Origin of the sequence: Streptomyces sp. yr375 (assembly GCF_900110755.1) — a bacterium.
Lineage (GTDB): Bacteria > Actinomycetota > Actinomycetes > Streptomycetales > Streptomycetaceae > Streptomyces.
Genome location: NZ_FOFF01000023.1, coordinates 33,698 through 58,747 on the forward strand (window position 1 = coordinate 33,698; position 25,050 = coordinate 58,747).

Sequence of the window (25,050 nt, forward strand, 5' to 3'; positions counted from 1 at the left end):
CCGGGAGCGGGTCGTCCCGAAGGGCCCCGTGGCTGGGCTGGCTGGGGCGGGGGTGCCACGGGGTATGCAAAAGCCCGGGTCGGCTAGGCGGAGATGCCGTCGATCCGGGCCAGGGCGTCGTCCGCGCCGTACGGCTGCAAGTACGGCAGCCAGCGCGGATCCCTATGGCCCGTGCCGATGATGCGCCAGGCGAGGCCGGAGGGAGGGGCGGGTTTGTGGCGCAGCCGCCAGCCGATCTCGACGAGGTGCCGGTCGGCCTTGGTGTGGTTGCAGCGGCGGCAGGACGCCACGACGTTGTCCCACACGTGTTTGCCCCCGCGGCTGCGCGGGATGACGTGGTCGACGCTGGTTGCGACGCCACCGCAGTACATGCACCGGCCCCCGTCCCGGGCGAACAGCGCCCTGCGGGTGAGAGGAACGGGCCCCCGGTAGGGAACCCGGACGAATCGCTTGAGCCGGACCACGCTGGGTGCTGAAACCGTGACGGTCGCGCTGTGCATGAAGGCGCCGGATTCCTCCAGGGAGATCGCCTTGTTCTCCAGGACGAGGATGAGCGCGCGGCGGAGCGGTACGACGCCGAGGGGCTCGTACGACGCGTTGAGGACCAGGACATGCGGCACGGATGCCTCCTTGGGCGTCGGCGGCGCGTGGCTCGCGCCGGGACGATCTGCAGTCAGTCTCTCCTCTTGCCTGGTGGACGCGCCACCATGTCCCGGTAACGGGCTGGGAGTGTTTTCGACCACACCCTGATGCATCCCCCGGATCATGGCCTGTTCAAGCACGGGTGAGGACCGTCTCTCCTTCACTCATCTCGCCGAACCACTCACAATGCCCCGTTAGTGTGGTGGTTCTGTCTGTCCGGTGACCTTTCCGTGACCTTGCGGCGCGTGTCGCCTTGACCCGCCGCGCCGGACGGAGCAGTGCAGCACCTGGAGGTACCTGCCGTGTCCTTGCCCGCCGTCCTACTGGCCGCCGGTTCGTCGCCGTCGCCGACTCCCTCGGAGTCGCCGACCACGGTGACGGTCCCGTCCTTGCAGGACGCCCAGGAGAGCGCGACGAACGCGGCTAGCTGGGTCGAGGAGAACTGGTCGACGTGGCTGGCGATCGGCCTGCGGGTGCTGCTGATCGTGGTGATCGCGGTGGTGCTGAGAGTGGTGGTGCAGCGGTCGATCACCAAGCTGATCGACCGGATGAACCGCACGGTCGCGTCGGTCGACGGCACCTCGCTGGGCGGGCTGCTGGTCAACAACGAGCGGCGGCGGCAGCGCTCGCAGGCGATCGGCTCGGTGCTGCGTTCGGTGGCGAGTTTCCTGATCCTGGGCACGGCCGCGCTGATGGTGCTGGCCACCTTCGAGATCAATCTGGCCCCGCTGCTGGCCTCCGCCGGCGTCGCGGGCGTCGCGATCGGTTTCGGGGCGCGCAACCTGGTCACCGACTTCCTCTCCGGCGTGTTCATGATCCTGGAGGACCAGTACGGCGTCGGCGACCAGATCGACGCGGGCGTGGCCTGCGGCGAGGTCATCGAGGTGGGGCTGCGGGTGACCAAGCTGCGCGGCGACAACGGCGAGATCTGGTACGTCCGCAACGGCGAGGTCAAGCGGATCGGCAACCTCTCGCAGGGCTGGGCGACGGCCGGCGTCGACGTCACCGTCAAGGCGTCCGAGGACCTGCACCTGGTCAAGTCCACGCTGGACGAGATCGCCGAGAAGATGAGCAAGGAAGAGCCCTGGAACGAGCTCCTGTGGAGCCCGATCGAGGTCCTCGGCCTGGACAGCGTCCTGCTGGACTCGATGGTGGTCCGCGTCTCCGCGAAGACCATGCCGGGCAAGGCCCTCACGGTCGAGCGCGAGCTGCGCTGGCGCGTCAAGCGCGCCTTCGACGCCGCCGACATCCGCATCGTGGGCGGCGCGACCGCGCCCGCCACGGAGGACCCGGCCGACCCGACCGCCTCGGTCGCCGCGCCGTCCGCCTTCGCCAACGCGGACTCCCCGCAGTCGGCGGCGGCCACTCCGATCGCCCCGCAGCGCGCGACGACGCCTCCGGCGAAGTAACCCGCGCTCCACCCCCGCCTCACCCCCGCCTCATCCCCGTCCCATCCCCGTCTCAGCGCCCTTGAGGTAACGACTCCGTTGCCTCGGGGGCGTTTGTCGTTTCCCTTCTTGACGCCCCCTTCGCGCCGGGCTTACCTTCCCTTCCATCGATAGGAAACTTTCCTAACAATGATCGCGGATGACGGGAAGTGGACTTGTGTCCCGCGTCACTGAAAAGCTGTGCAGTTCAGAAAGGCAGGTGTCGACCCCATGGCAGCAACCGCAGGACCCTCCGGAACCACCGGAACGCCGGGCACCCCGCGCGTCCTGCGTGCCATGAACGACCGCGCAGCCCTGGACCTCCTGCTGGCGCACGGCCCCCTGTCCCGCACCCGCATCGGCAAGCTCACCGGCCTGTCGAAGCCCACCGCCTCCCAGCTCCTGGCCCGCCTGGAGGCGGCGGGACTGGTCCTGGCCACCGGCACCACCGAGGGCCGACCCGGCCCCAACGCCCAGCTCTACGAGGTCAACCCGGCCGCCGCGTACGCCGCCGGGCTGGACGTCACCCCCGAACGCGTCCTCGCCGCCGTCGCCGACATCACCGGCCGCACGGTGGGCACGTACGAGGTGCCGACCCCCGGCAGGAAGACCGCCGGGGCCGTCGTACGGCAGGTCACCGACGCCCTCGACGGCGCGGTGAAGGCCGCGGGCCTCACCCGCGGCGACGTGCGGCGGCTCGTCGTCGCCACCCCCGGCGCTTTCGACCCCACCACCGGTCGCCTGCGCTACGCCTCCCACCTGCCCGGCTGGCACGCCCCGACGCTGCTCGACGACCTCGCCGCAGCCCTGCCGATGCCCGTCGAGTACGAGAACGACGTCAACCTCGCCGCCATCGCCGAACAACGGCTCGGCGCGGCCCGCGGCCACGAGGACTTCGTCCTCCTGTGGAACGAGGGCGGTCTCGGTGCCGCACTCGTCCTCGGCGGCCGGCTGCACCGCGGCTGGACCGGCGGCGCGGGAGAGGTAGGTTTCCTGCCAGTTCCGGGCGCACCCCTGGTGCGGCAGGTAAAGAAAGCCAACAGTGGCGGTTTCCAGGAGCTGGCCGGCTCACAGGCCATCCCGCAGCTCGCCCTGGACCTCGGCATGAACGGCATCCCGTCCGGACCCTACGCCGAGGTCGCCGCCGCACTCGTCCAGCGGGCCGCCGCCGAGGACACGGTCCAGAACCGGCTGCTGCTCCAGACGTACGCGACCCGGCTCGCGACCGGTCTCGCCTCGCTCGTCTCCGTGCTCGACCCCGAACTCGTCGTCCTCAGCGGTGCCAGCCTGACCGCCGGCGGCGAGGTACTGCGCGCCCTCGTCCAGGACGAGCTGGAGGAACTGGCCGCGTCCCGGCCCAAGCTGGTCGTCGGCGACGTCATCGAACGGCCCGTGCTGCGCGGTGCGCTGGAGAGCGCGCTCGCGGCCACCCGCGACGAGGTCTTCGACACCACCGCACGCTGACCCCGGCCACCTCCTCTTCCCCCTCCCCTTAGACCCCTCTCGCCTCACCCCTCACCTCTCTCCTCACCCTCCCCTGTCCCTGGAAGGCTCCGCCATGCCCACACGCATACCCGAAGTAGTCCGAAAGGCGGCTTTTGCCCTCACCGCCTCCACGGCACTGCTCCTGTCCACCACCGCCTGTACCGGCCAGGCGGCATCCTCCGGCGCGGGCGACGACGCGTCGAAGGAACAGACCATCACCTTCTGGCACGCCTGGAGCGCGCCGAACGAGGTGAAGGCCGTGAAGGCGCTGGTCGCCGGCTTCGAGAAGGCGCACCCCAACATCCATGTCGACGTCGTCGGGAACATGACCGACGACAAGATCAACCAGGCGCTGCGGGCGGGCGGCAGCACCGCGCCCGACGTGATCTCGTCGTTCACCACCAACAACGTCGGCAAGTTCTGCTCGTCCGGCGCGCTGGTCGACCTCAACCCGCTGTTCAAGAAGGCGGCCATCGACCCGGGCACCACCTTCCCGAAGGCGATGAGCGAGTACACCGAGTACGACGGGAACCGCTGCGCCGTGCCGCTGCTGGGCGACGCCTACGGCCTCTACTACAACAAGACCGCGTTCCAGAAGGCGGGCATCACCGCCCCGCCGAAGACCTGGTCCGAGTTCGAGGCCGACGCCAAGAAGCTGACGATCACCCAGGGCGACACGTACAAGCAGCTCGGGTTCATGCCGAACTACCACGGCTGGGAGGCGACGACCGAGCACTACATGGGCCAGTTCGGGCCGACGTACTTCGACTCGTCCGGCAAGTCGACGGTCGCCACCGACCCGGCCGTCGCGGGCGCCTTCACGCTCCAGAAGCAACTGGTCGACGAGCTGGGCGGGTTCAAGAAGCTGGAGAAGTTCCGGGCCGGGCTCGGTGACGAGTGGGGGCCGAAGCACCCCTTCCACACCGGCCAGGTGGCCATGCAACTGGACGGCGAGTGGCGTCTCGGGATGGCCCTGGACGCCAAGCCCGGCTTCGAGATCGGCGTCGCCCCGCTGCCCGTGCCCGACGACCAGGCCGATCGGTACGGCCGCGGCTACATCACCGGCACCATCGCCGGTATCGCCGCCACCAGCAAGAAGCAGGCCGCGGCCTGGGAACTGGTGAAGTACATGACCACCGACACGGCCGCGGTGGTCGCCTTCTCCAACGCCATCCACAACGTGCCGTCCACGCTGGCCGCGCTGAAGTCGCCGGACCTGAAGTACGACCCGCGCTTCAAGACCTTCCTCGACATCGCCGCGAACCCGAACTCGACGACCGCCCCCGCCTCGGTCAACGGCGGCGTCTACCTCACCACCATCCAGCAGCTCGGCTACGACTACGAGAGCGGCAAGGTCACCGACCTGAAGGCGGGCCTGACGAAGGCTGCCGCGCAGATCGACACGGACATCGCGCAGGCGAAGTAGCGATGAGCGCACTCACGTCGACGACGACGTCGAAGCGGCGCTCGCCCGGCCTCGCCGCGAAGCAGCGGAAACAGGCCCTGCGCACGCTCGCCTTCCTCTCCCCCTGGCTGATCGGTTTCGCGGTCTTCTTCGCGTACCCGATGATCTCGACGGTCTACTTCTCGTTCATGCACTACGACGGCTTCCAGCCGCCGACCTGGAGCGGGGCGAAGAACTGGACGTACGTCTTCGAGCACTACCCGCTCTTCTGGCCCGCCCTGCGCAACACCCTCTGGCTGGTCGTGATCATGGTGACGACGCGGGTCCTGTTCGGGCTCGGGATCGGCATGCTGATCACGAAGATCAAGACCGGTACGGGCGTCTTCCGGACCCTCTTCTACCTGCCCTACCTGGCCCCGCCGGTCGCGGCGACGATGGCGTTCGCGTTCCTCCTCAACCCCGGTACGGGCCCGGTCAACTCGATCCTGGAGAGGATCGGCATCCCGGCCCCGGGCTGGTTCAACGACCCGGACTGGTCCAAGCCGGCCCTCACCCTGATGTTCCTGTGGGGCATCGGCGACCTGATGGTCATCTTCATGGCCGCGCTGCTCGACGTGCCGAAGGAGCAGTACGAGGCGGCGGAACTGGACGGCGCGTCGGCGTGGCAGCGGTTCCGGTTCGTCACCCTTCCCAACATTTCACCGATCATCATGTTCGCGGTCGTCACCGGCGTCATCGCGGCGATGCAGTGCTACACGCAGCCGCTCGTCGCCGGAAAGGTCGCCTCGGGCGTGATCCAGGGCGCGGGCACCATGTTCGAGCCCGGCTACCCCGAGCACTCCACGCTCACCCTCCCCCAACTCGTCTACAACCTCGGCTTCCAGCGCTTCGACTACGGCTCCGCCTGTGTCGTCGCCCTGGTCCTGTTCGCCCTGTCGATGGCGTTCACCGCGCTGTTGATGAGGCGCCGGGGCGGCCTCATCCAGGCAGGTGACTGACATGGCCCAGCACATGGCCCCGGACACGGCCCAGAACACGGTCCACGTACCGGAACAGGAACGGGAACGGCCGGTGGGGTCGCAGTCGCAGGACCCGGCCTCGCCCGCCGAGCGCACCGCGCGCCGCAAGGCGCTCCTCGAATGGGTCGCGATCCACTCCCTCGGCGTCGCGGCGGCCCTCTTCTTCGTCCTGCCCTTCGTGTTCGTCTTCCTGACCTCCCTGATGAGCGACTCCCAGGCGCTCAGCCGGGACCTGATCCCGCACACCTGGGAGTGGGCCAACTACCGGAAGGTCTTCGACACCCCGGGCTTCCTCACCTGGTGGAAGAACACGCTGCTCTACGCGGGACTGGGAACAGTCCTTACCGTCGTGTCGTCCGTCCCCGTGGCGTACGCGCTGGCCAAGTTCCGCTTCCGGGGCCGCAATGTGACGCTCATGCTGGTGATCTCGATGATGATGCTGCCTCCCCAGGTGGTCGTCATCCCGATGTACCTGTTCTGGGCGAAGCAGCTCGACCTGTCGGGCACCCTGTGGCCGATGATCATCCCGCTGGCGTTCGGCGACGCGTTCTCGATCTTCCTGCTGCGCCAGTTCCTGATGACGATCCCGAACGAGTACCTGGACGCGGCGAAGGTGGACGGCTGCGGCGACCTGCGCATCCTGCTGAAGGTGGTGCTGCCGATGGCCAAGCCCGGCATCGCCGCCGTCGCCCTCTTCCAGTTCTTCAACGCCTGGAACGACTACTTCGGCCCGCAGATCTACGCCTCCGAGAACCCGGGCGCGTGGACCCTCTCCTACGCGCTGGAGTCCTTCAAGGGCGCGCACCACACCGACTGGAACCTCACCATGGCGGCCACCGTGCTGGTCATGGCCCCCGTGATCCTCGTGTTCTTCTTCGCGCAGAAGGCGTTCGTCGAAGGTGTCACCCTCACCGGAGTAAAGGGTTAACAAGGTATGAAACTCACCGTGGTCGGCGGCGGCTCGACCTACACCCCCGAACTGATCGACGGCTTCGCACGCCTACGCGACACCCTCCCCGTCGAGGAACTGGTCCTGGTCGACCCGGCGGCCGACCGGCTGGAGCTGGTGGGCGGTCTGGCGCGGCGCATCTTCGCCCGCCAGGACCACCCCGGCCGGATCGTCACCACCTCCGACCTGGACGCGGCCGTCGAGGGCGCCGACGCCGTCCTGCTCCAGCTCCGCGTGGGCGGCCAGGCGGCGCGCCAGGAGGACGAGACATGGCCCCTGGAGTGCGGCTGCGTCGGCCAGGAGACGACCGGTGCGGGCGGCCTCGCCAAGGCGCTGCGCACCGTCCCGGTGGTCCTCGACATCGCCGAGCGGGTGCGCCGCACCAACCCCGACGCCTGGATCATCGACTTCACCAACCCGGTCGGCATCGTCACCCGCGCCCTGCTCCAGGCCGGCCACAAGGCGGTCGGCCTGTGCAACGTGGCGATCGGCCTCCAGCGCAAGTTCGCCGCGCTCCTCGGCGTCACCCCGGCCGACGTCCACCTGGACCACGTGGGCCTCAACCACCTCACCTGGGAGACGGGGGTGCGCCTGAACGGCCCCGAGGGCGAGGACGTCCTGCCCGGCCTCCTCACCGCCCACGGCGACACGATCGCCGCCGACCTGCGGCTGCCCCGCCCCCTCCTGGACCTGCTGGGCGTCGTCCCGTCGTACTACCTGCGCTACTACTACGCGCACGACGAGGTCGTACGGGAACTGCGCACCAAGCCGTCCCGGGCGGCGGAAGTGGCCGCCATGGAGAGCGAGTTGCTGTCGCTGTACGCCGATCCGGCGCTGGCCGAGAAGCCCGCGCTGCTGGCGAAGCGCGGCGGCGCGTTCTACTCGGAGGCGGCGGTGGATCTGGCAGCCGCCCTGCTCACCGGCTCCGGCAGCCCCCACCAGGTGGTCAACACTCTTAACAACGGCACGCTGCCCTTCCTGCCGGACGACGCGGTGATCGAGGTCCAGGCGGCGGTGGGGTCCAAGGGCGCGGCCCCGCTCCCGGTGGCGCCGGTGGACCCGCTGTACGCGGGCCTGATGGCGAACGTCACGGCCTACGAGGACCTGGCCCTGGACGCGGCCCTGCGCGGCGGCCGGGAGCGCGTCTTCAAGGCGCTCCTCTCGCACCCCCTGATCGGCCAGTACGAGTACGCCGAGCGACTGACCGACCAACTCGTCTCGCACAACCGGGAGCACCTCGCGTGGGCCTGACGGCAAGTGTGCTCGCCATCGACGCGGGCAACAGCAAGACCGACGTCGCGGTCGTGGCGCCCGACGGGGAAGTCCTCGGCACGGCCCGCGGCGGCGGCTTCCGGCCGCCCGCCGTGGGGGTGGCGGCGGCGGTGGACGCCCTCGCCGACACCGTCACGCGCGCGTACCGGGCCGCGGGCGTCACGACGGCGACCCATGTCTCCGCGTGTCTGGCCAACGCCGATCTGCCGGTCGAGGAGGAGCAGTTGGCGGCGGCCCTGCACGCGCGCGCGTGGGGCGACTCCGTGGACGTCCGCAACGACACCTTCGCGATCCTGCGGGCCGGCGTGGCCGACCCGCGGGGCGTGGCCGTGGTGTGCGGGGCCGGCATCAACTGCGTGGGCATGCGCCCCGACGGCCGCACGGCCCGCTTCCCGGCCCTCGGCCGCCTCTCCGGCGACTGGGGCGGCGGCTGGGGGCTGGCCGAGGAGGCCGTGTGGCACGCGGCGCGGGCGGAGGACGGCCGGGGCGGCCCCACGGCCCTGACGCACACCCTCCCGGCCCACTTCGGGCTGCCGACCATGTACGCCCTGATCGAGTCGCTGCACCTGGAGCACATCCCCGCGTCCCGCCGCCACGAACTGACCCCGGTCCTCTTCGCGACGGCCACGGAGGGCGACCCGGTGGCCCGCGCGCTCGTCGACCGCCTGGCCCAGGAAGTGGCAACGATGGCAACAGTCGCCCTGACCCGCCTGCAACTGCTGGAGGAGGAAACCCCGGTACTGCTCGGCGGAGGCGTCCTGACTGCGGGGCACGCGCAGTTGGACGACGGAGTGCGGGAACTGCTGGCGGCCGGCGCGCCCAAGGCGGTGCCGAGCGTGGTGCGCGCGCGTCCGGTGCTCGGGGCGGCGCTCCTCGGCCTCGACAGACTGGGAGCGGGGACGGAGGCACAGGAAAAGACACGGCGCCATTTCGACGCGGGCTGAGCGCACCCCCGAACAGCACGCCCCGAACAGCACGCTCAGAACAACGCGCCCCCGAACACAACACAAGCCCCCACAAAGGAACCGATCCCTCCCCCCAGACGTATTCATGAACAGGGCTGACTGCGATCTGATCAAGATCCAGTGAAGGCCGGTGCGCACAACACCTCCCGCCAGCGATACTTGCCGACGGGAGCTGACCACGGGGGAGGTCAAAACAGTGGCAAACCTGGCAAGCCCGCCAGTCGGCACGGCACCACCGCCGACACGCCGTACGGCATTCGCCGAGGGCGTCGACAAGGCGCGCGCGGCGGCGACCACGGAACCGGGCCGGCTCCGCATCATCGGCGCTCTCCTCGCCCTCCTCGTCCTCGCCTTCGGCGCGCTGACGGCCTGGCAGACGACCGACCGCGAGGCCGCCGCCGACGACGTGCTGCACAAGAGCCAGCCGCTGAGCACGGCCGCCGCCGACATCTACCGCTCGCTGGCCGACGCCAACACGGCCGCCTCCAGCGGCTTCCTGGCGGGCGGCCAGGAGACGGCGGCGTCCCGGCAGCGGTACGAGGACGACATCGACACGGCCGCCGCCAAACTCGTCACCGCCGCCAACAACGCCGACCCCGGCTCCCCCTCCACGGCGGCCATCACCCGGCTGAACACACTTCTGCCCGAGTACAAGGGCCTGGTGGAGCGCGCGCGGACGTACAACCGGCAGGGTTTCCCGGTCGGCGGCGCCTATCTGCGGTACGCGAACCAGAAGATGCAGGAGGAGATGCTCCCGGCGGCCGAGGATCTCTACAAGAAGGAGAACCAGCGCCTCGACGCCGACTACGCCGACGCCACCCCCTACCCGTGGGCGGCGATCGCGCTGGGCGTCCTCGCGCTGGCCGGCCTCGCCTGGGCACAGCACCGCAACTACCGCCGTACGAACCGCCTGTTGAACCACGGCCTGGTGTCGGCGACAGCGGCCACCACCGTCGTCCTGCTCTGGCTGGTCGTCGGCCACACCGTGGCCCGCGCGGGTCTCAACGACTCCTACGACAACGGCGTCCGCTCGCTGAACGTGCTGCACGACGCCCGGATCGCCTCCCTGAAGGCGCGCGGCAACGAGAACCTGACGCTGGTGGCGCGCGGCGCGGAGACGGTGAAGGTGACGGCCGACGGCGAGGACGTCACGCTCGACAAGTACGACCACGACTTCGGCACCGACATGAGCGCCCTCGGCAAGGGCCTCACCCTGGCGGCGAAGCTCGCCGACGACCAGTCGGGCGGGAAGCCGGTCGCGGCGGCCGAGAGCAACATGGCGGAGTGGAAGAAGCGCCACACCACGGCACGCGCGCAGGACGACAACGGCAACTACGAACAGGCGCTGGCCCTGGTCATCGGCGGGAAGGACGCGACCGGCGCGTGTTTCGACAACGTCGACGCGAACCTCGCGGACGCCCTCGATCACGAGCAGGCCGAGTTCCAGCGGGCGGCCGGGGACGGCCTGGGCGCGATGACGGGCCTCGCGGTCGGCGCGGCCGTGCTCGCCGTGCTGGGCGCGGCGGGCGCGGTCCTCGGCATCGGCCGCAGGCTGTCGGAGTACCGGTGAAAGGGGGCACGCCGATGCGTGCGCGACGTGTGCGGGCCGGTCAGCGGGTGCAGGCTGGTCAGCGGGTGCGGGCCGGTCTGCGGGGCTGGGGCGGCGTCGGGGCGATGGCGGTCGGCTGCGCCCTCGCGCTGGCCCTCGTCCTGCTGCTGCCGTGGGCGCGGTCCCAGGGCGACGGAAGCGGCGACGGCAGCACGGGCCGCGGCGGTCGGGGCGTCGCCGAGGGCAGCCCGGTGGCCGACGCCACCTGCACGGCCCCCGAGAAGCAGACCTTGGCGCCGTCGAGCGCGGACGGCCCGACGATCGCCGCGATCAAGGCCCGGCAGGGCGAGAAGCGCAAGCTGATCGTCGGCGTCGACCAGAACAGCTACCGCTGGGGCTACCGCGACCCCAACAACACCGGCGCGGAGCTGGAGGGCTTCGACATCGACCTCGTCCACCGCATCGCCCAGGACATCCTCGGCGACCCGGACGCGGTCCAGTTCAAGGCCATCCCGACCAACCAGCGCGTCCCGGCCATCCAGGAGGGCCGCGTCGACATGGTCGTCCGCACGATGACGATCTCGTGCACCCGCCTCACCGACGTCGCGTTCTCCGCGCCGTACTTCAAGACGGGTCAGCAGGTGCTCGCCCCCAAGTCCTCGACGATCACCGGCTACAACGGCACGCTGGCGAAGAAGAAGGTCTGCACGGCGACCGGTTCGACGGCCAACACCAAGCTGGCCGACGACAAGAAGACCGGCAGGCTCGCTTCCACCGTCGACATCCGCACCACCGTCCCCAACCAGCTCGACTGCCTGGTCCGGTTGCAGCTCGGCGAGGTCGACGCGGTGGTCACCGACGGCGCGCTCGCCGCCAGCCAGGCCGCCCAGGACCCGACGGTCGAGCTCAAGGGCGCCCCGTTCACGGCCGAGTACTACGGGGTGGCGATGAAGAAGGACGCGAGCGACCTGGTGCGCCGGGTCAACCAGATCCTGGTGGAGTACCGCGCGAGCGGCTGGCAGGCCTCGTACGACAAGTGGCTGTCGGCGACACTGGGCGGCGACGCGACGACGTCGATGCCACCCGCACCGCAGTACCTGCGCACGAGTTGACGAACGCCGGACAATACCGGGCAGGCAGCGCACCGAGCGAAGATCCGACAAGGCAGCGAGAGGTGATCGATGGGCGTCACGGGACCCCCCGGGCCGGTGCTGGACCGGGACGAGGTCGACCGTGCGCTGGCGCGGCTCGGCGCGGAGCACGAGGCGATCGAGACGTCGCTCCTCGCCCTCCAGGACCACGCGGGCCGCAGGCTGCTGGAAGGCGCCGAACTCACCGGTTTCACCAAGGAGCGCTGGGCGTCCGCCGACGCGTCGATCACCCTCCTGTGGGCGTACTTCGACGCGTACACGGACGCGTTGCGCCGCGCCCGTGACATCCGTTCGCGCCGCCGCTGGGCCAGCCGCGAGGACCTGGTCGAGCTGACGGAACTGCTGCGCGGCGAGTCCGTGACGGTCGCGGGATCGCTCGCCGGTGCGGCGGTGGCCACGGCCGAAGCGCCCACGCCGCACGGCACGGGCAAGCTCAGCCAGAGCTTCACCCTCGTCGGCCTCGTCGACCGGATGAACGAGCTGTACGCGTCGTCGCTGGACATGGTCGTCGCCGCCGACGCGGTGTGGTCGGCGCTGCCCGCGCGGATAGATTTACTGGCCGCGGAGCTCCAGCGCACCCGCCGGCTCGCGCACTCCGTCGGCGTCCGCCCGGGCGAGCACCCGGCGGGCGACGACCTCGAGCAGATCACGCACACCCTGACCCGGCTGCGCGAGGAGGTCGTCTCGGACCCGCTGGCGTACTGGGTGCGCGCGCAGGGCAGTTCGGCCCCGGGCGGCGGCCGTCCCGACACCACGGTGTACGACCGTGAGGCGCGCGCCCTGGAGGACGTACGCCGGGAGATCGACGCCGTGTTGACGGTCCGTCAGGACGCGGAGCAGCGGTTGGTGAGGCTGCGGGACGTCCTCAGCCGCGCCGACCGGACGCTCGCCGAGGCGCGCACCGCGCGCGGTGAGGTGCTCGCGAAGATCGCCGCGACCGAGGTGCCGGTGGTCGGCGGACCGCCGACCGTGCTGCAGGAGCAGCTCGCGACGGCCGCCGAGTACCGCCGGCACGCCCAGTGGCACCGGCTGTCCCCGCTCCTGGAGGCCCTGGAGGAGAAGGCGGAGGACGAACTGCTGCGCGCCCGCGAGTCGTTGAGCGCGGTCACCCAGCCGCTGGCGGTCCGCGCGGAGCTGCGCGGGCGTCTCGACGCGTACAAGGCGAAGGTCGCGCGGCACGGGCTCGCCGAGGACCCGTTCCTCATCGAGCGCTACGACGCGGCGCGCCGCATGCTGTGGAGCGCGCCCTGCGATCTGCGCGTCGCCGAACAGGCCGTCCTGCGCTACCAGCGGGCGGCGGCCGAACTGCTCGCCGCGCCGCGCGTGCCCGAGCAGGGCGGACCCGAGGACCACAGGGACAGGGGGGAGCAGTAGCCATGAGTCAGGCAGGGCAGTCGTGTCAACGGCCGGGCTGCGAGGGGTCGTACGAGGACGTGGGCGGCGGCGAGCTGTACTGCGACACCTGCGGTCTGGCCCCCGTCGTGGCGTCCGGGGGTCCTTCCTCCGGGGGCGGCCTGCTCGGCTCGCCGCCGACCGGGGTGACCGGCCGGGGCGGCGGCGGGGGCGGCAAGAGCTCGGCGGGGAGCGGGAGTTCGAGTTCCAGCGGGCAGAGCGCGCGTAGTGCGCGCAGTTCGCGTACGTCGTCGCAGTCGTCGAAGTCGCGGCGCTCGGTGTCCGGGCGGTTGTCCCGCTCGCTGTCGGGCAGTTCGACGGGGCGCTCGGTGTCGGTGCGCTCCTCCGGCACGGCGGCCGGCTCCTCCGGGCGGGCCCGGCTCGGCGCGGGTCTGGTCTCGGTGCCGCAGGTGCCGCGTCCCGACCCGCGCGCGATGGTCCTCGACAACCCGGAGGTGCCCGAGCGTAAGCGGTTCTGCTCGCGCTCCGACTGCGGGGCGCCGGTGGGCCGTTCGCGCGGCGAGCGGGAGGGACGTACGGAGGGGTTCTGCACCAAGTGCGGCAACCCGTATTCGTTCGTACCGAAGTTGAAGTCCGGGGACGTCGTGCACGGGCAGTACGAGGTCGCGGGCTGTCTCGCGCACGGCGGCCTGGGCTGGGTCTACCTGGCGGTGGACCGCGCGGTGTCCGACCGCTGGGTGGTCCTCAAGGGCCTCCTCGACACGGGCGACCAGGACGCGATGGCCGCCGCGATCTCCGAGCGGCGCTTCCTCGCGGAGATCGAGCACTCCAACATCGTGCGGATCTACAACTTCGTCGAGCATCTCGACCAGCGCACCGGCTCGCTCGACGGCTACATCGTCATGGAGTACGTCGGCGGCAAGTCCCTGAAGGAGATCGCCAACTCCCGCCGGACGACGGCGGACAAGCGGGACCCGCTGCCGGTCGAGCAGGCGTGCGCGTACGGCATCGAGGCCCTGGAGGCGCTCGGCCACCTGCACAGCCGCAACCTGCTGTACTGCGACTTCAAGGTCGACAACGCGATCCAGACCGAGGACCAGCTCAAGCTGATCGACATGGGCGCGGTCCGCCGGATGGACGACGACGAGTCGGCGATCTACGGCACGGTCGGCTACCAGGCGCCGGAGGTCGCGGAGGTCGGCCCGTCGGTCGCCTCCGACCTGTACACGGTGGGCCGTACGCTCGCCGTCCTGACCTTCGACTTCCAGGGTTACACGACCGTCTTCGTCGACTCCCTGCCCGACCCCGACAACATCGAGGTCTTCCGCCAGTACGAGTCGTTCTACCGGCTGTTGGTCCGCGCCACCGACCCGGATCCGGCCCGCAGGTTCGCCTCCGCGCAGGAGATGGCCGAGCAGTTGACGGGCGTGCTGCGCGAGGTCGTCTCGCTGCAGAGCGGCCGGGCGCGGCCCGCGCTGTCGACCCTGTTCGGACCGGAGGTCAAGGTCACGGACACCGAACTGTTCCCCAAGCTGGACGGGGAGGTGTCGCGGCTTGGGGCGCGGGTCACGGTCGGCGGTACGGTCAAGTCCCGGCGGCTGTCCGGGAGTTCGGGAAGCCAGGGGAGCTTGGGGAGTTCGGGGAGCTTGGGATCTTCGGGGGCTGTCCCGGCTCTCGGCGGCGGGCTGCCACATACCGGTGCCGGTGTCGTCCCCGGTGGGCTGGTGAAGATCGTCCCCGCGTCCGCCGCCGGCCTCGCGCTGCCCGTTCCGCATGTCGACCCCGCCGACCCCAACGCGGGCTTCCTCGCAGGCCTGTTGGCGTCCGCGCCGGGCGAGTTGATCACGGCTCTCACGGCCGCGCCCGCGCCGTCGGTCGAGAGCCGGCTGCGGCAGATCCGCGCCTGGCTGGAGAACGGCGACCATCAGGCGGCCCTCATGTCCCTCCAGAGACTGGAGGGCGAACGGCCCGACGACTGGCGGGTGGTCTGGTACCGGGGCGTGGCCTCGCTGGTCACCGGCGACCACGAGGGCGCGGCGCTCTCCTTCGACGCGATCTACGACGCCTTCCCGGGCGAGCCCGCGCCCAAGCTGGCGCTCGGCCTGTGCGCGGAGGTGCTGGGGCAGCTCGACAACGCCGCCGAGTACTACCGCCTGGTGTGGTCGACCGACCCGAGCTATGTCAGTTCGGCGTTCGGCCTGGCCCGCGTACAGCTCGCGGCGGGGGACCGCCGGGGGTCCGTACGGACGCTGGAATCGGTGCCGGAGTCCTCGATCCACTACACGGCGGCCCGGGTGGCGGCCGTGCGGGCCCGGCTCCGGCAGCGGACGGCGCTCGCCGCCGACGTACCCTTTCAGGAGGATCTCACCGCGGCCGCGGCCCAGGTCGAGGCGTTGGACTCGTACGGTCTGGATCCGACGCGGCGCGAGCAGTTGTCGGCGGAAGTCCTCGGCTGCGCCCTGGACTGGATACTCTCCGGAGGCCAGGGCGCGGGACCGGACACCCGGCGGGTACTGCTCGGCAGCGAACTGGACGAGCGGGGCCTGCGCTTCGGCCTGGAACGCTCGTACCGCACGCTCGCCCGGTTGGCGACCGGCGGTGAGGAGAGGATCGACCTGGTGGAACGTGCCAATCGTTACCGCCCCCGGACGTGGGTGTAGTTGATGTCCCAGATGCCCCAGCCCCGGCAGGCCGCCCTGCCGACGTGTCCGAGCTGCGCGGAGCCGCTCGACGCGGGTGACCGTTTCTGCGGCGCGTGCGGATACGACCTGTCCGCCGTACCGCCCCGCCCGGACGACCATCCGACCCTCACCATGAACACCACGAACGCCACGAACACCGCGGACGCCATGAACGGCTCGGCGCAACCGGCTGCCCCGGAGGGAGCCCCGGTGAGCGGTACGACCGTGTCGGGCACCGGCGTGAGCGGCTTCGCCGGTGGGACCGGTGCGGGATCGCCTGCCCCCGCTGTTCCCTCCGCCGCTCCCGCCGCCCCCGCCGCCTCCGGTGTCCGGTTCGACCGGCCCGCCGAGCCGGACGAGTACGCGCTCCAGGCGCCGGATCCCCGGGTGGCCGCCGAGGTCGCCGCGGTGGCCGGGGCCGTCAAGGTGTGCGTGGCCTGCCGTACCGGGCGGGTCGACGGCGACGGGTACTGCGAGAACTGCGGGCACGCCCAGCCGCGTGAACGCGACCACATGGAGCTGGAGTCGGGCCCGATGGCCGCCGTCAGCGACCGCGGGCTGCGCCACCACCGCAACGAGGACGCCTTCGGCCTCGGCCGCGCCGTCCTGCCCGACGGCACCCCCGCGCTGGTGGCGATCGTCTGCGACGGCGTCTCCTCCGCGACCCGCCCCGACGACGCCTCCCTCGCCGCGTCGAAGGCGGCCACCGAAACGCTGCTGGCGGCCCTGCCGCAGGGCACGCACCCGCAACAGGCCATGCACGAGGCGATCATCGCCGCCTCGCACGCGGTCAACGCGCTGGCCGACGAGCCGGCCACGGCCCGCGAGCACGCCCCGCACCAGAACGCCCCCGCCTGCACCCTGGTCGGGTCGGTCGTCACGCCCGGGCTGCTGGTCGTCGGCTGGGTCGGCGACAGCCGCGCCTACTGGGTGCCGGCGGACCGCAGTTCACCTCCGGCCCGGCTCACCGAGGACGACTCGTGGGCCGCGCAGATGGTCGCCGCGGGCCTGATGAACGAGGCGGAGGCGTACGCCGACGAGCGCGCCCACGCGATCACCGGCTGGCTCGGCGCCGACTCCTACGAACTCGAGCCGCACACCGCCTCCTTCAAGCCGGACCGGCCCGGTGTGGTCGTGGTGTGCACGGACGGCCTGTGGAACTACGCCGAGGCCGCGGAGGAGATGGCCGAGGTCGTCCCGCCGGACGCCGCCGTACGGCCCCTGCACTCCGCGCGCGTGCTCGTCGGCCACGCTCTCGACGGCGGGGGCCACGACAACGTAACAGTGGCCGTCGTGCCGTTCCCCGCCCCCGTACAAGGGGCAGGATCGGCCTGAGGCCGCAAACGAACGAAGCGCAGGACGCGAGAAGTAAGACGCAAGACTCAATACGTAAGACGCACACGGGGAAGCAGGGTGACGGACCGGTGGGGACCGGTCCGTGATCCGGATGACGGGACATCACTCCACCAACGTGGGGTTTTCAAGGGGGATTTGAGTAGGCATGGCCAATTTCGCGAAGTCGAACGTGCCGCAGTTCTCGGTGGACGTCTATCAGAACGAGTACCTGCCTGAGGGCGGGCGCGAGGTCAGCGCGATCGTCACGGTGAGCGCCACCGGCGGCGGCACGGTGGGCAGCGCGGTCGCCGCGCCGCACCTGTACTCGACGGGCCAGGGCCCGTCGGCCGCCGTGGCGATCATGGTGGACTGCTCCGGCTCGATGGACTACCCGCCGACCAAGATGCGCAACGCGCGCGACGCCACCGCCGCCGCCGTCGACACCCTGCGCGACGGGGTGCACTTCGCGGTGGTCGGCGGCACGCACGTCGCCAAGGAGGTCTACCCGGGCGGGGGCCGGCTGGCGGTCGCCGACGCGAGCACCCGTGAGCAGGCCAAGCAGGCGCTGCGGCGGCTGAGCGCGGGCGGCGGCACGGCGATCGGCACCTGGCTGCGGCTGGCCGACCGGCTGCTGTCCACCGCCGACGTCGCCATCCGGCACGGCATCCTGCTCACCGACGGCCGCAACGAGCACGAAGCGCCGCAGGATCTCAAGGCCGCCCTCGACGACTGCGCCGGACGTTTCACCTGTGACGCCCGTGGCGTGGGCACCGACTGGGAAGTGAAAGACGTCACAGGGATCGCCTCCGCCCTGCTCGGCACCGCCGACATCGTCGCCGACCCGGCCGGTCTCGCCGCCGACTTCACGCAGATGATGGAGACGGCGATGGGCAAGGAGGTCGCCGACGTCGCGCTGCGGCTGTGGACCCCGGTCGGCACCGCCATCAAGTTCGTCAAGCAGGTCGCGCCGACGGTCGAGGACCTGACCGGACGCCGTACGGAGGCGGGCCCGCGCGCGGGCGACTACCCCACCGGTTCCTGGGGCGACGAGTCCCGTGACTACCACGTGTGCGTCGAGGTCCCGATCGCGAACATCGGCCAGGAAATGCTGGCCGCGCGGGTGTCCCTGGTCATCCCGCAGCCGGACGGCAGCGTCCAGAACCTGGGCGCGCAGGGGCTCGTACGGGCCGTGTGGACCGACGACATGGCCGCCTCCACGTCGATCAACCCTCAGGTCGCGCACTACACCGGCCAGGCCGAACTGGCGCAAGTCATCCAACAAGGGCTGGATCTTCGCAAAGCGGGCGATATGGATGGAGCAACGGCCAAACTGGGCCGGGCCGTTCAGCTCGCGAGCGCCTCGGGGAACGGAGATACTGCGAAACTGCTTGCGAAGGTGGTGGACGTGGTCGATGCCACGACAGGTACTGTGCGACTGAAGGCGAAGGTCACGGACGCCGACGAGATGACGCTCGAGACCCGGTCCACCAAGACTGTTCGTGTAAAGAAGTGATCTGAACCAGCTCCTGAAAAGAACTTTTCAGGACACCGAAGGAGAGAGGGGGACGCGCCGACATGCCGACCTGCCCGAACGGACACCAGTCGGGTTCCGACGACTGGTGCGAGGTCTGCGGTCACCGCATGGCCGGTTCCGTACCTCCGCTCCCGCCGCCCCCGCCGCCTCCGACCGCCGGTGGTGGCTACGGCTTCCCGCCGCCGCAGCAGCCCGGCGGCCGGCGGCTGTCCTCCGGGCCGGATCACGAGCCCGAGCTCTGCCCGCAGTGCCGTACGCCCCGTGAGGGCGGCGCGCCGTTCTGCGAGGAGTGCCGGTGGAACTTCCTGACCAACACGGCGACCTCGTACACCCCGGCCGCCCCGCGCCCGCCGGCGCCCGGCCCCGGCCAGGGTCCCGGCGGTCCCGGTGGAGGCCCCGGTGGTCCCGACGCCCGTTTCCAGCCGCCGCCCCCGTCCTACGGCGGCGGCGACTCCTTCGAGTACCAGGGGTCCCGTCCGTCGCAGGTGAACCGTCCCGCGGAGCCGATCCCGCCGGGTCCCTACGGGCGTGACCCCTCCGGGCCGCCGCCCGGCCCCCCGCCCGGTCCTGGTGGCAGCTCCTTCGGGCCGCCGTCCGGTCCCGGTGGGCGTCCCCCCGGTCCGCCCGGTCCGCCCGGCGATCCCTTCGGGCGCGCGCCGTCGGGTCCGCCGACCTCGGACCCCTACCGGCGTGAGCAGAGCGGGCAGTCCTCCGACCCCTTCGGACGCGAGCCTTCCGGTCCCGGTCAGGGTCCGGGTCAGGGTCCGTCGGGTCCCGGCGGTTTCGGTGGTCCCGGTGGCCAGGGCGGCCAAGGTGGCCAGGGTGGTCCGTCCGGCTTCGGCGGCAACCCGTCGCGGCAGGTTCCGCCGCCGCCCGGGCCCACACCCACGGCCGGACCCGGATACCCGGGTCAGGGCCAAGGTCAGGGTCAGGGTCAGGGAGGCTTCGGCGGTCCCGGCGGCCAGGGCGGTCAGGGTGGCCAAGGTGGTCCCGGGGTTCCGCAGGCGTTTCAGCCGTCCGGTCCGCCCGGCTACCCGCAGGGGACGGGCCGTCCGCAGCAGGGCGGCCAGCCCTTCGGCGGCGGTGACGACGACTGGGTGATCTCCCCGCCGTCGAACGCCGACCCCCGCCAGGGCGGTCCCGGTGGTCCCGGTGGTCCGGGTAACACCCAGGGGCAGGGGGGCGGCGGTGGCTACGGCTACCCGCAGCCCGGTGCCACGCAGGCACCACCGCCGCCGCCCGGCCCGGCGTACCCGCAGCAGCCGGCGACCTGGACGGCGACCATCGGCCCGGACCGCGGCTACTTCATGGCGATGATGCACCGCTCGGGCCCCGAGGCCGCCGGCCTGAACCTGCCCGCGTACTCGCCCGAGCAGCAGCGCACGCTCACCGGCAACCAGATCACCATCGGCCGCCGCCGGCACTCCACCGGCGAGACCCCCGACATAGACCTGTCGGTGCCGCCGGAGGACCCGGGCGTCTCGCACCAGCACGCGGTGCTGGTCCAGCAGCCGGACGGCAACTGGGCCGTCGTCGACCAGAACTCGACGAACGGTACGACGGTCAACGGTTCCGAGGAGCCGATCCAGCCGTTCGTCCCGGTGCCGCTCCAGGACGGCGACCAGGTGCACGTGGGTGCCTGGACGACGATCACGGTCCGCCGCGGCTGAGCGACAGCCGGACTGACTGAGCCGACCGGGCCGGCCGGGCAATCGGATGCCGGTCGGCGCTAACCCGGCAGGGGCCACGCGTACGGCCCCTCCGGTTCGTCCAGCCACGCCCACGCGTGCTCGGCGGCGACCGTGACGCCGTAACGCTCCCGTCCCGGCATGCCCTCGCGCTCCCACAGGGCGTACGCCTCCTGGGGGTCGAGGGTGCCGCGGGTCAGGGCCAGCAGGAAACGGAACAGTTCGCTCTCCCTGGCTCGGCGCGGCACCCCGGCGAGCGCCACCGGCTGCGGCTCGGGCGGGTCCGACCCGCGCAGTGGCACGAAGTAGGCCGCGGTGTGCAGGAAGTGCCCCTCCGCGTGCCCGGAGTCCCGGACGGTCAGCGCGATCAGCCCGGTGGCCAGCGGCGCGAGGATCAGCGCACCCGGGGTGCACTGGGCCAGCCACGCGCGCGGGACGGCCGTCACCGTGCAGGTCGCGATGATCCGGTCGAAGGGGGCGCGTTCGGGAACCCCGCGCGCGCCGTCCCCGGTGACGACGGTCGGCCGGTACCCGGCGGTGGCGAGGTGCCGGCGGGCGGACTCGGTGATCTCGGGGTCGAGATCGACGGTGGTGACATTCTCCGCGCCGAGCCGGTACGACAGCAGCGCCGCGTTGTAGCCCGTCCCCGCGCCGATCTCCAGGACCGTGTCACCGTCCGCGACCCGTAGCTCGGCCAGCATCAGGGCCATCAGCGAGGGCTGACTGCTGGAGGAGACCAGCACGCCGTCGCGCAGCCGGGTGGCCAGCGGGACGTCCTCGTACGCGCCGCGCACCCACCGCTCCCGGGTGCGCGGGTCGGGACTCTCACCCCAGCGCCGTTCCGTGCCGGTGTAGTAGTACGGCACGAAGAGGTGACGCGGGACCGCCTCGAAGGCCGCCCGCCACCCCGGGTCGGCCGCGAAGGCCCCACTCGCCTCGATCTCCCGAACCAGCCCGGCCCGCGCAGCCCGCGCGACGCTCGCCAAAACGGCGAGGCCTTCCGGTTCCCTGTCGGCGGCATGGTTGCCCATGACTCAACTGTGCGGCGGAACGCGTCCCGGGGCGAATGTGGGGGTCCCCTAGGGGGAAGGGGGCCGCCCGTCAGCGCCGGCGGGCAGGTTGCCGGTGCGCCAGTCGTCCACGCGCTTGCGGATCGAGGGGACCATGGGCAGGCCGTCCACCTCGGACGGCTCGAACCAGCGGACGTCCGTGGACTCGTCCGACACGGCCAACGCGCCGTCCACGGGCCGGGCCAGGAAGCAGATGCTGAACTCCTGCCGTACCTCGCCGTCGTCGTAGGCGAAGACGTGGGCCGGGTTGGTGTAGGTGCCGACGATGCCGATCACCTCGACGTCGTAACCGGTCTCCTCGCGCGTCTCCCGGACCGCGCAGTCCGGCAGGGACTCGCCGATGTTCATCGCGCCGCCGGGCAGGGCCCACATGCCGTTGTCGGCGCGGCGCTGGAGGAGGATCCGTCCGGCGTCGTCGACCACGACGGCGGACGCGGCCGGAACCAGGCTGTTCGCGGCCGGGGCGGCCGGATCGTCCTCGTAGTCACGGCGTCCCATCGCTCTCCTCCCGTACCGGCCTGCCCCGGGTCCACAGCTCCTCGACGTGGGCCGCGAAGCGGTCGAACATCCCGTCGTCCTGGTGGCGGCGCAGGTGCAGCGTAGGTGCGTCGTGGCCGACGGAGTGTGTCAGCAGCGGCGTGACGATCATGTCGTCGTCGAACCGAAAGACGGACAGGTGGGCGTGCCCGTCGCTGAACCTCGCGGCGATGCCCGGCCGCCCGCGGATCTTCTCCAGCTCGGCCAGCGTGACGCGGATCCGCGTGGACAGGGTCAGGGCCACCCGCTCGTCCTCCTCCCGGGACCGCGTCGGTTGCGCGTGATCGGCCATGACTCAACTGTGCGGCGGAACGCGTCCCGGGGCGAATGTGGGGGGGCCGTGGTCGTACGCCTCGGGTCGTCGGTTATGCGCGGATCAGTCGAATTCGCGCAGTGCGGCGACGAGCTGATGCCCCTCGGGGGCACCCCGGCGCAGGAGCACGGCCGCCGTCGTGTGCAGTTCGTTCCACGAGTGCGGGCGGCCGACGGCAGCGGCGTCCGGTACCGCCTCCAGGGCCGCGGTGAGGGCCTGCGCCGCTTCTCCGGCGCCGGCGAGCGCATGTGCCAGGCAGGTGCGGTACCAGGTCCGGTCCCGCCGGTACTCGTCCGGTAGGGCGGCCAGCCCGACCGTCAGGTGGTCGACTGCGGTCCGCCAGTCCTTGAGGTGCAGCGCGGCCATGCCGCGTTGCAGCGTGAACCAGGTCTCCCCATAGAAGTACATCCAGACCGGCTCGTCCTCGGGGTGCTCGGCGGCCTGGCCGATGAGCGACTGCGCCTCGTCCAGGAGCCGTTCGGCGTCGTCGCCGTCACCGTTGAGGGCGTGCCCCCGGGCGGCCATCTGTGCCGCCATGCCCTGGACCCCGAGCGACGTCCCCGGGGCGGACCAGCGGGCGGCCTCGGCCAGCCGGACGGCCCGGTCACCCCGTCCGCCGGACCACGCCATGTGGGCTTTCATCGACAGGGTGGTGGCGGCCATATTGGCGTCTCCGGCCTCCAAGGCCCACTCGTGGGAGCGGTCGTACCAGGCCAGCGCGGCGGCCGTCCGGCCTTGGTCCTGCGCCATCCAGGCCAGGAACTGAGCGTGCTCCGAGGCGAGCCGGATCACCCGGTCGGCCAGCGGACCACGGGCCCCGGCGTACAGGTCGACGACCGTACGGAGCTGCTGGCGCATCACGTGTACGAGGGGGCGCGAGCCGATCTCGTCCTCGGCTCGGCGGTGCTCGGCGAGCAGTCGGTCGAGCCAGTTCAACGTGGGAGCGTCCACACGGTGTTCGGACTCCACCACGCTCGTCACCCGGGTCAGCAGATCGTCATCGGGCCCGGGGCCCGGGAGCACCAGCCCGGCGACCGCCTGAGCCGGGGCGCGGGCCCCCGCACGGGTGAGGTCCGCCGGGATGTCCAGGCCGGACACGATGCGTTGCCGCACCTCGACGGAGGTCACCCGGCGGTGCCCACGTTCGATACCGGAGACGTCGGGCTGGACCAGGCCGACACGCTCACCGAGCTTCATCTGGCTCAGGCCGGTGAGCTTGCGGTACGTGCGGAGGACAGCGCCCCAATCCTCGGCCGTGACGGCCGCGATGAGCTGCGGGTGCGACCACAGGCCAGGTCCGGAATCCCCCATGGATTCAACGATATCGGGCCGGGCTATAGGACGGCCCAATTGTGACGGATGATGCAGCGCACGAGGGTTGACAGGCAAGTACCCCGGGAGAACTGACCGACTCGCCGGGGCGTGGCCGACGCTTTGAGGGAGCGGCGACATGACCAAGACGACGATGAGCGGCCCGATGCACCTGGGACTGCCGAACGCGGAACCGGTGCCGATGGAAGGGTGCGGCGGTTGCGCGGCGTTGGCCGAACGGCGGAGAGCGGCCCGGCGGGGTGGGGATCTGTCGACGGTGTCCGACCTCAACGTCCGGATGCGCGCGCATCAGGGAAGTGGTTGCGCGTGATCGGCCAGGAGCCCCAAGTGGGCGACCTCGTCTGGGACGAGGCGACGCGAAAGGTCGGCCGGTTGATGGACCGGATCGGCACCCGTTGGCAGCTCCGTCCGGCGGGTGGAGGGCGGGAGTGGGATGCCATGGGCCCCCTGCGGCCCGCCACAGCGGCGGAAAGCCTGTCGGCGGGCGTGGCCCGGGCCAACGCGCGGAGCAGGGGAGAGCAGCTCTGAGCGCGCCGGCCGGTGAGGCGACCCTGTCCGCCGAGTGCACGGTGGCGCGGCGTCCGGACTGCGCGGACCTGCACGCGTGGTGCAAGCAGACGAAGGACGTGCCGCTGCCGCACTCGACGGGGATCCTGCTCGTGCGGCGGTGTGGCTGCTCGTGCCACCGGCGGCCCGGAGCGAAGTAGCCCGGACAGGGCGCAAGCCGCCCCGATCGGAAACCGGGGCGGCTCCGCACGTCCGGTTCTGGTGCCTGCTTTCCGTTCTTAACCTCCGTCTCCCCGTCTGAGACCATGGGAGGCGTGACAGAGATTCGGCGGGGCACGCTTCAGGAGCAGACCTTCTACGAGCAGGTCGGCGGGGAGGAGACCTTCCGGCGACTGGTCCACCGGTTCTACGAGGGAGTCGCCGGGGATCCGATCCTGCGGCCGATGTATCCCGAGGAGGACCTGGGTCCGGCCGAGGAGCGTTTCGCGCTGTTTCTCATGCAGTACTGGGGCGGTCCGACGACGTACAGCGACAACCGCGGGCACCCGCGCCTGCGCATGCGGCACGCCCCGTTCGCCGTGGACCGGGCCGCGCACGACGCCTGGCTGAAGCACATGCGGGACGCGGTCGACGAGCTCGGCCTCTCCGAGGAGCACGAGCAGACGCTGTGGAACTACCTGACGTACGCGGCGGCGTCCATGGTGAACACCCCGGAGTGATCACAGGGTATTGGTCAGGGTATTGACGCGGGCCGAAACCCGCTGTCATGGTTACCTCCGTCGAGACATCAGACGTCTGATGTCAGATGTCCGCACCCCACACTCCCGCGCCCCCGC

The 25,050-nt window shown here is 71.4% G+C and carries 22 protein-coding genes; 17 read left to right on the plus strand and 5 right to left on the minus strand.

What is annotated here, in order from left to right; all coding sequences use genetic code 11:
* Window positions 1–83: 83 nt before the first annotated feature.
* Window positions 84–620: an HNH endonuclease gene (locus BMZ82_RS22510; RefSeq protein ID WP_093778577.1), complete on the minus strand. Its 537-nt coding sequence runs from the start codon at window positions 618–620 to the stop codon at window positions 84–86.
* A gap of 324 nt (window positions 621–944) precedes the next feature.
* On the opposite strand from BMZ82_RS22510, the gene BMZ82_RS22515 reads away from it, so the two are divergent.
* The 14 genes from BMZ82_RS22515 to BMZ82_RS22580 all read left to right on the plus strand — a co-directional run bounded on the left by BMZ82_RS22515 (window position 945) and on the right by BMZ82_RS22580 (window position 20,437).
* A complete protein-coding gene (locus BMZ82_RS22515) occupies window positions 945–2,051 on the plus strand; it encodes a mechanosensitive ion channel family protein (protein WP_093778736.1) in 1,107 nt (368 codons plus the stop codon).
* A 249-nt stretch (window positions 2,052–2,300) separates the two neighbouring features.
* The gene (locus BMZ82_RS22520) at window positions 2,301–3,533 is read left to right on the plus strand and encodes an ROK family transcriptional regulator (protein ID WP_093778579.1); all 1,233 of its coding nucleotides are present in this window, start codon (window positions 2,301–2,303) and stop codon (window positions 3,531–3,533) included.
* Window positions 3,534–3,627: 94 nt separating this feature from the next.
* Window positions 3,628–4,980 carry an ABC transporter substrate-binding protein gene (locus BMZ82_RS22525; protein ID WP_093778581.1) on the plus strand — a complete coding sequence of 451 codons (1,353 nt, stop codon included), beginning with the start codon at window positions 3,628–3,630 and terminating at the stop codon, window positions 4,978–4,980.
* 2 nt (window positions 4,981–4,982) lie between these two features.
* Window positions 4,983–5,957 (plus strand): carbohydrate ABC transporter permease, encoded by a 975-nt coding sequence (locus BMZ82_RS22530; protein ID WP_093778583.1) that lies wholly within the window; start codon window positions 4,983–4,985, stop codon window positions 5,955–5,957.
* Between the two features lies 1 nt (window position 5,958).
* Window positions 5,959–6,906 (plus strand): carbohydrate ABC transporter permease, encoded by a 948-nt coding sequence (locus BMZ82_RS22535; protein ID WP_371271281.1) that lies wholly within the window; start codon window positions 5,959–5,961, stop codon window positions 6,904–6,906.
* 6 nt (window positions 6,907–6,912) lie between these two features.
* Window positions 6,913–8,178, plus strand: a complete 1,266-nt coding sequence (locus BMZ82_RS22540) for a 6-phospho-beta-glucosidase (RefSeq protein WP_093778585.1) — start codon at window positions 6,913–6,915, stop codon at window positions 8,176–8,178.
* Complete coding sequence (locus tag BMZ82_RS22545) at window positions 8,169–9,143, plus strand: N-acetylglucosamine kinase (RefSeq protein WP_093778587.1); 975 nt, start codon at window positions 8,169–8,171, stop codon at window positions 9,141–9,143. Before BMZ82_RS22540 ends, BMZ82_RS22545 begins: the two co-directional genes overlap by 10 nt.
* A gap of 217 nt (window positions 9,144–9,360) precedes the next feature.
* Window positions 9,361–10,734: a hypothetical protein gene (locus tag BMZ82_RS22550; RefSeq protein WP_093778589.1), complete on the plus strand. Its 1,374-nt coding sequence runs from the start codon at window positions 9,361–9,363 to the stop codon at window positions 10,732–10,734.
* A 14-nt stretch (window positions 10,735–10,748) separates the two neighbouring features.
* Window positions 10,749–11,825, plus strand: a complete 1,077-nt coding sequence (locus BMZ82_RS22555) for a glutamate ABC transporter substrate-binding protein (protein ID WP_093778591.1) — start codon at window positions 10,749–10,751, stop codon at window positions 11,823–11,825.
* A gap of 69 nt (window positions 11,826–11,894) precedes the next feature.
* On the plus strand, window positions 11,895–13,238 hold the full coding sequence (locus BMZ82_RS22560; RefSeq protein ID WP_093778593.1) for a hypothetical protein: 1,344 nt from the start codon (window positions 11,895–11,897) through the stop codon (window positions 13,236–13,238).
* Window positions 13,239–13,240: 2 nt separating this feature from the next.
* The gene (locus BMZ82_RS22565; protein WP_093778595.1) at window positions 13,241–15,877 is read left to right on the plus strand and encodes a serine/threonine-protein kinase; all 2,637 of its coding nucleotides are present in this window, start codon (window positions 13,241–13,243) and stop codon (window positions 15,875–15,877) included.
* A 3-nt stretch (window positions 15,878–15,880) separates the two neighbouring features.
* Entirely contained in the window at window positions 15,881–17,233 is a 1,353-nt protein-coding gene (locus BMZ82_RS22570) for a PP2C family protein-serine/threonine phosphatase (RefSeq protein ID WP_093778740.1), read from the plus strand.
* A 166-nt stretch (window positions 17,234–17,399) separates the two neighbouring features.
* A complete protein-coding gene (locus BMZ82_RS22575) occupies window positions 17,400–18,746 on the plus strand; it encodes a vWA domain-containing protein (RefSeq protein ID WP_093778597.1) in 1,347 nt (448 codons plus the stop codon).
* Between the two features lie 62 nt (window positions 18,747–18,808).
* Complete coding sequence (locus BMZ82_RS22580) at window positions 18,809–20,437, plus strand: FHA domain-containing protein (RefSeq protein WP_093778599.1); 1,629 nt, start codon at window positions 18,809–18,811, stop codon at window positions 20,435–20,437.
* A 59-nt stretch (window positions 20,438–20,496) separates the two neighbouring features.
* Here the strand turns inward: BMZ82_RS22580 and BMZ82_RS22585 are convergent, their stop codons facing one another.
* From BMZ82_RS22585 to BMZ82_RS22600, 4 genes are all read right to left on the minus strand, one after another.
* Window positions 20,497–21,486 (minus strand): methyltransferase domain-containing protein, encoded by a 990-nt coding sequence (locus BMZ82_RS22585; RefSeq protein ID WP_093778601.1) that lies wholly within the window; start codon window positions 21,484–21,486, stop codon window positions 20,497–20,499.
* A 48-nt stretch (window positions 21,487–21,534) separates the two neighbouring features.
* Window positions 21,535–22,023, minus strand: a complete 489-nt coding sequence (locus BMZ82_RS22590) for an NUDIX hydrolase (RefSeq protein ID WP_093778603.1) — start codon at window positions 22,021–22,023, stop codon at window positions 21,535–21,537.
* Window positions 22,010–22,354 (minus strand): hypothetical protein, encoded by a 345-nt coding sequence (locus tag BMZ82_RS22595; protein ID WP_256252051.1) that lies wholly within the window; start codon window positions 22,352–22,354, stop codon window positions 22,010–22,012. Before BMZ82_RS22595 ends, BMZ82_RS22590 begins: the two co-directional genes overlap by 14 nt.
* Before the next feature lie 84 nt (window positions 22,355–22,438).
* Entirely contained in the window at window positions 22,439–23,686 is a 1,248-nt protein-coding gene (locus BMZ82_RS22600) for an NsdA family TPR-like regulatory protein (protein WP_093778605.1), read from the minus strand.
* Between the two features lie 139 nt (window positions 23,687–23,825).
* On the opposite strand from BMZ82_RS22600, the gene BMZ82_RS22605 reads away from it, so the two are divergent.
* The 3 genes from BMZ82_RS22605 to BMZ82_RS22620 all read left to right on the plus strand — a co-directional run bounded on the left by BMZ82_RS22605 (window position 23,826) and on the right by BMZ82_RS22620 (window position 24,933).
* The gene (locus BMZ82_RS22605; RefSeq protein WP_093778607.1) at window positions 23,826–24,017 is read left to right on the plus strand and encodes a hypothetical protein; all 192 of its coding nucleotides are present in this window, start codon (window positions 23,826–23,828) and stop codon (window positions 24,015–24,017) included.
* Window positions 24,014–24,235 (plus strand): hypothetical protein, encoded by a 222-nt coding sequence (locus BMZ82_RS22610; protein ID WP_371271282.1) that lies wholly within the window; start codon window positions 24,014–24,016, stop codon window positions 24,233–24,235. The genes BMZ82_RS22605 and BMZ82_RS22610 overlap by 4 nt, the downstream gene beginning before the upstream one ends.
* A gap of 284 nt (window positions 24,236–24,519) precedes the next feature.
* Window positions 24,520–24,933: a globin gene (locus tag BMZ82_RS22620; RefSeq protein ID WP_093778611.1), complete on the plus strand. Its 414-nt coding sequence runs from the start codon at window positions 24,520–24,522 to the stop codon at window positions 24,931–24,933.
* Window positions 24,934–25,050 lie beyond the last annotated feature (117 nt).

What these genes read in the sequence shown, in the direction of transcription:
- BMZ82_RS22520 (WP_093778579.1), top strand. Translation starts at nt 2,301, where the DNA reads ATGGCAGCAACCGCAGGACCCTCCGGAACCACCGGAACGCCGGGCACC.
- BMZ82_RS22525 (WP_093778581.1), top strand. Translation starts at nt 3,628, where the DNA reads ATGCCCACACGCATACCCGAAGTAGTCCGAAAGGCGGCTTTTGCCCTC.
- BMZ82_RS22530 (WP_093778583.1), top strand. Translation starts at nt 4,983, where the DNA reads ATGAGCGCACTCACGTCGACGACGACGTCGAAGCGGCGCTCGCCCGGC.
- BMZ82_RS22535 (WP_371271281.1), top strand. Translation starts at nt 5,959, where the DNA reads ATGGCCCAGCACATGGCCCCGGACACGGCCCAGAACACGGTCCACGTA.
- BMZ82_RS22540 (WP_093778585.1), top strand. Translation starts at nt 6,913, where the DNA reads ATGAAACTCACCGTGGTCGGCGGCGGCTCGACCTACACCCCCGAACTG.
- BMZ82_RS22555 (WP_093778591.1), top strand. Translation starts at nt 10,749, where the DNA reads ATGCGTGCGCGACGTGTGCGGGCCGGTCAGCGGGTGCAGGCTGGTCAG.
- BMZ82_RS22560 (WP_093778593.1), top strand. Translation starts at nt 11,895, where the DNA reads ATGGGCGTCACGGGACCCCCCGGGCCGGTGCTGGACCGGGACGAGGTC.
- BMZ82_RS22565 (WP_093778595.1), top strand. Translation starts at nt 13,241, where the DNA reads ATGAGTCAGGCAGGGCAGTCGTGTCAACGGCCGGGCTGCGAGGGGTCG.
- BMZ82_RS22570 (WP_093778740.1), top strand. Translation starts at nt 15,881, where the DNA reads ATGTCCCAGATGCCCCAGCCCCGGCAGGCCGCCCTGCCGACGTGTCCG.
- BMZ82_RS22575 (WP_093778597.1), top strand. Translation starts at nt 17,400, where the DNA reads ATGGCCAATTTCGCGAAGTCGAACGTGCCGCAGTTCTCGGTGGACGTC.
- BMZ82_RS22580 (WP_093778599.1), top strand. Translation starts at nt 18,809, where the DNA reads ATGCCGACCTGCCCGAACGGACACCAGTCGGGTTCCGACGACTGGTGC.
- BMZ82_RS22585 (WP_093778601.1), bottom strand. Translation starts at nt 21,486, where the DNA reads ATGGGCAACCATGCCGCCGACAGGGAACCGGAAGGCCTCGCCGTTTTG.
- BMZ82_RS22590 (WP_093778603.1), bottom strand. Translation starts at nt 22,023, where the DNA reads ATGGGACGCCGTGACTACGAGGACGATCCGGCCGCCCCGGCCGCGAAC.
- BMZ82_RS22595 (WP_256252051.1), bottom strand. Translation starts at nt 22,354, where the DNA reads ATGGCCGATCACGCGCAACCGACGCGGTCCCGGGAGGAGGACGAGCGG.
- BMZ82_RS22600 (WP_093778605.1), bottom strand. Translation starts at nt 23,686, where the DNA reads ATGGGGGATTCCGGACCTGGCCTGTGGTCGCACCCGCAGCTCATCGCG.
- BMZ82_RS22605 (WP_093778607.1), top strand. Translation starts at nt 23,826, where the DNA reads ATGACCAAGACGACGATGAGCGGCCCGATGCACCTGGGACTGCCGAAC.
- BMZ82_RS22620 (WP_093778611.1), top strand. Translation starts at nt 24,520, where the DNA reads ATGGGAGGCGTGACAGAGATTCGGCGGGGCACGCTTCAGGAGCAGACC.